The organism is Caballeronia ptereochthonis (genome assembly GCF_001545075.1).
GTDB lineage: Bacteria > Pseudomonadota > Gammaproteobacteria > Burkholderiales > Burkholderiaceae > Caballeronia > Caballeronia ptereochthonis.
Map to the genome: position 1 here is coordinate 1 of NZ_FCOB02000075.1, position 4,062 is coordinate 4,062.

At 63.4% G+C, this 4,062-nt stretch carries 5 protein-coding genes; 3 read left to right on the forward strand and 2 right to left on the reverse strand.

Features of this window, described 5'->3' with window-relative positions:
- Positions 1 to 221: 221 nt before the first annotated feature.
- Both AWB83_RS35315 and AWB83_RS35320 read right to left on the reverse strand, forming a co-directional pair.
- Positions 222 to 1,232, reverse strand: a complete 1,011-nt coding sequence (locus AWB83_RS35315) for an HpcH/HpaI aldolase/citrate lyase family protein (RefSeq protein WP_087050228.1) — start codon at positions 1,230 to 1,232, stop codon at positions 222 to 224.
- A gap of 166 nt (positions 1,233 to 1,398) precedes the next feature.
- Positions 1,399 to 2,385, reverse strand: coding sequence for a malate dehydrogenase (locus AWB83_RS35320; protein WP_087050229.1), 987 nt, complete (start codon positions 2,383 to 2,385; stop codon positions 1,399 to 1,401).
- A gap of 232 nt (positions 2,386 to 2,617) precedes the next feature.
- Here AWB83_RS35320 and AWB83_RS36625 point away from each other — a divergent pair, with 232 nt between their 5' ends.
- The 3 genes from AWB83_RS36625 to AWB83_RS35335 form a co-directional block, all read left to right on the forward strand.
- Complete coding sequence (locus AWB83_RS36625; protein ID WP_087050230.1) at positions 2,618 to 2,899, forward strand: hypothetical protein; 282 nt, start codon at positions 2,618 to 2,620, stop codon at positions 2,897 to 2,899.
- Between the two features lie 81 nt (positions 2,900 to 2,980).
- On the forward strand, positions 2,981 to 3,778 hold the full coding sequence (locus tag AWB83_RS35330; protein WP_087050231.1) for a GntR family transcriptional regulator: 798 nt from the start codon (positions 2,981 to 2,983) through the stop codon (positions 3,776 to 3,778).
- A 168-nt stretch (positions 3,779 to 3,946) separates the two neighbouring features.
- The coding region (locus AWB83_RS35335; protein ID WP_445343904.1) for a succinate dehydrogenase, cytochrome b556 subunit at positions 3,947 to 4,062 on the forward strand (116 nt) is incomplete at its 3' end.

The following is a 4,062-nucleotide window of genomic DNA, read 5'->3' on the forward strand; positions in this document are numbered from 1 at the left end:
CGGCCGACCGTGCACAGCGCGGTATTGCCCGCCGTCACGCCCGACAGCGCGACGGATTTCTTCGGCTTGAAACCGCCAACTGCGGGTGCTTCGGTCGATGCGGTGTCAGTCATGCTCTCAAGTCTCCTTTCGTACGCTCGTGATGCGGCGTTACTTGTTGTGCTTGAAGAATACGCCGAGCGCAGGCTCGTACGCGGCGCCGAACTGCGGTCTGATGATGCTCATGCCTTCGACTCCGAATCCGGCGCGGCGAAGAGCGGCGAGCATGCTTCCGGCATCGTCTGTCCGGTGGCGTGCGCGCGGCGCAGCACCGACCAGTAATAACGGTAGCTCGCGCGGTCGTGCAGCGTGTCGCCGTGACGCGTCGGGCCCCACTGCGCGCGCTGCGCGCCAAGCAGGATCTCGGCGGCGAGTGCGATTTCATCCGCGCGCGGCGCGAAGGCTTCGACGATCGGCCTGATCTGATCCGGATGAATGCTCCACATGCGCGTGTAGCCGAACTCGTTGCGGGCGCGCGCGGCATCGTTCGCGACGACGCTCATGTCGCGCACCTCGGTCGACACATTGTGCGACGGCACCTTGCCATGCGCGTGACACGCGGCCGCGATCTCGAGCTTCGCGCGGCGCACGAGCGGATGATCGAACTGGCCGGGCGAGCGCATCGCGGTATCGGGAATCGCGCCGTTGTGCGCGGAGACGAAGTCCATCAGGCCGAAGCTGAGCGATTCGACGCCCGGCAGCGCGGCCAGCTCGAACGCTTCCGCGAGCGCGCCATGTGTCTCGACGAGCAGATGGCAGGGAATCGGTTTCCGGATGCCGAACTCGCAGCGCGACGCCTCGATGAAGGCCACCATCTCGGCGGCATCGAAGACGCTGCGGATCTTCGGCAGCATGATGAACGCGGGCGCTTTCTTCGCTTGACGCAGGATGATGCGCACGTCGTCGCGCCACGCGCGGTGATTGAAATCGTGGATGCGCACGCCCACGCGCCCGAAGCGATCGTCCTCGCCGCCCACGAACGACGCGACCAGTTCCGCGTGCCCGGCTTCATGACCGACTTGCGCGCCGTCCTCGCAATCGAGCGTGATGTCGAACACCGGGCCCAGCTGCGCCTGCAACGCCAGCGATTTCCTGATCAGCTTTTCGCTGCCCGCGTAGTGATCGCAGGGCGGCAGAACAGCGGGTTGCGGTTCGCCGTCAAACAGCACTTCGGCGGGAGTGAGAGCGCGCATCGTCGGCGTCGGGTCCGATTTGGGAGAGATGGATTCGATCCTGCTCATGCTTCTGATTCGGCCGCGCTCGGAAAAGCTCCAAGCGCGATCGGATCAGGCGCGAACGCGGTGGAGCGTTCGCGCCGGCGGGAAGCCTTTGCAGGCTTCCCTTGTCCGCGCAGCGTGCTTACTTGCCCAGCAGATGCGCGACGCCGTCACGCTCTTCGAGCAGTTCGTTCAGCGTGCCGTCCATCTTCTCGCGCGAGAACGCGTCGATTTCCAGGCCTTCGACGCGCTTGTACTCGCCGTTTTCGCAGGTGACGGGCACGCCGTAGATGATGTCTTCCGGAATGCCGTACGAGCCGTCCGACGGGATGCCCATCGTGACCCACTTGCCGTTCGTGCCGAGCACCCAGTCACGCACGTGGTCGATCGCCGCGTTGGCCGCCGAAGCCGCCGACGACAGGCCGCGCGCTTCGATGATCGCCGCGCCACGCTTGCCGACCGTCGGAATGAACGTGTTGCGGTTCCATTCGTCGTCGTTGATGAGCTTCGTGAGGCTCTCGCCTTCGGCGGTCGCGAAGCGGAAATCCGGGTACATCGTCGGCGAGTGGTTGCCCCACACGGCGAGCTTTTCGATCGACGCGACCGGCTTGCCCGACTTGGCGGCCAGTTGCGACAGCGCGCGGTTGTGGTCCAGGCGCAGCATGGCGGTGAAGTTCTTCTTCGGCAGATCCGGCGCCGACTTCATCGCGATGTAGGCGTTCGTGTTCGCCGGGTTGCCGACGACCAGCACCTTCACGTCGCGGCTCGCGACATCGTTCAGCGCCTTGCCCTGAACCGTGAAGATCTCGGCGTTCGCCGACAGCAGATCCTTGCGCTCCATGCCCTTCGAGCGCGGACGGGCGCCCACGAGCAGCGCGACGTCGGCGTCCTTGAAGGCGACCTTGGGATCGTCCGTGACGACCACGCCTGCGAGCAGCGGGAACGCGCAATCTTCCAGTTCCATCACGACGCCCTTCACAGCGGCTTGCGCTTGCGGCAGATCGAGCAACTGAAGAATCACGGGCTGGTCTTTGCCGAGCAGATCGCCATTGGCGATGCGGAACAGCAGCGAGTAGCCGATTTGACCTGCGGCGCCGGTAACGGCAACGCGCTTTGCGGACTTAGCCATTGAGAACTCTCCTGGACGGTGCGTGGAACGCTAGGGAAAAACGCCATTTTATGCGCGTTACGCAAAGCGTTGATGAAGACATGCCGGCCATGCCGTGCGCGAAGTTCCGAAAGCAAGGCGCCACGCGGAGTTGCGCACGTTTGCGTATGGACTCGCGCCGCATGAATGCTTGAGCGGCGTGACTGTCATGCCATGAATCCTTCTCTTCGAGCGAGAGGCATGCGGGAGGTTCGTGAAGGACGCGGTGATTTCGCTTGGGTCGACGGCCGGGCGCCCATTCGAGACGGCGCTGGACGTTGCGAGGCGTGGGGCAGGCAGCGGCGCGCGAATCGAGTGGCCGATCGGCGTGAGGCAAAAGCGAAAGGGCGTGCCTGGCGGTATGTTGCGCGATGTGCGGATGCCGGATTCCGAGGCAAAAAACGCCGCGGAATTTACGCTGACCGGCGGCTCCTGCGATCTCGCAACGACCCGCAAACCCTTGCTCGACAAGGAGTGTAGGATTGCGTCGAGGTAAAGTCAACAATATCTTATGTCTTATATAAGACATAGGAATCTTCGGGAAAGGTCTGGACGCACGGCGGGCCTTTGTGTTGAAATGCGCGGCATGAATTCCAACCCGGCGAGCACGACGAACTCCAACGGCACTGCGCCGGCGGCTGAGACCGCCAGCGTGCCGTCGCCGACGTTCAGCCCGCTGTACCAGCAAATCAAGGCGCTGATTACGCAGGGGCTCGAATCCGGCGAATGGAAGCCCGGCGAAATCATCCCGAGCGAGGTCGAGCTGGCCGCGCGCTACAAGGTGAGCCAGGGCACGGTCCGCAAGGCCATCGACGAGCTCGCCGCCGACAATCTCCTCGTACGCCGTCAGGGCAAAGGCACGTTCGTTGCGACGCACAACGAAGACCGCGTACAGTTCCGCTTTCTGCGCCTTCTGCCCGACGACGGCGACGCCCATCCCCACGTCAGCCGGCTGCTCGAATGCAAGCGCCTGCGCGCGCCGGCTGAAATCGCGCGTCAACTGGATCTGAAGCCCGCCGACCCCGTCGTTCTTATCAAGCGCCTGTTGCAGTTTGATGGCGTGACGACCGTATTCGACGAAATCTGGCTGCCGGGCGCGGTGTTCCGCGGCCTCACGGCGGAGCGGCTGTCGGAATACAAGGGCCCGCTCTACGCGATGTTCGAGACGGAGTTCGGCACGCGCATGATTCGCGCATCGGAGAAGATTCGCGCCGTCGCCGCAGACGAGACCGTGGCGCAGTATCTCGACGTGGCCCAGGGATTTCCGCTGTTATCGGTGGAGCGGGTCTCCTATACGTATGGCGATCGCCCCGTCGAAGTGCGGCGTGGATGGTATGTCACGACCGGCTACTACTATCAGAACGACTTGAGTTGATCGAATGAAGAACGGGCCGTGAGCACTGGCTGAGTCGCTCACGGAACACGCACGCAGGGCGCTATTTTCGCGCGTGGAGCAACAGTCTCTTGGGCGGCTTTTCGCTGCAGCGCGAAATAAAAAGGCGCTAAAATCGCGGATTAGTGTAATAACAAGTTGGGGTCTAGCATGGCTGAAGCCGTAAAAAAACCAAGGCCCGAGTACCGGAACATCGGGATCGGCCAAATCGCGAAGTATCGCTTGCCGCTGGCAGGGAAGGTGTCGATCCTGCATCGCATCAGCGG

Bases quoted from the DNA above. Each gene is read 5' to 3' on its own strand.
- AWB83_RS35315 (WP_087050228.1), bottom strand. From the start codon at position 1,232: ATGCGCGCTCTCACTCCCGCCGAAGTGCTGTTTGACGGCGAACCGCAA.
- AWB83_RS35320 (WP_087050229.1), bottom strand. From the start codon at position 2,385: ATGGCTAAGTCCGCAAAGCGCGTTGCCGTTACCGGCGCCGCAGGTCAA.
- AWB83_RS35330 (WP_087050231.1), top strand. From the start codon at position 2,981: ATGCGCGGCATGAATTCCAACCCGGCGAGCACGACGAACTCCAACGGC.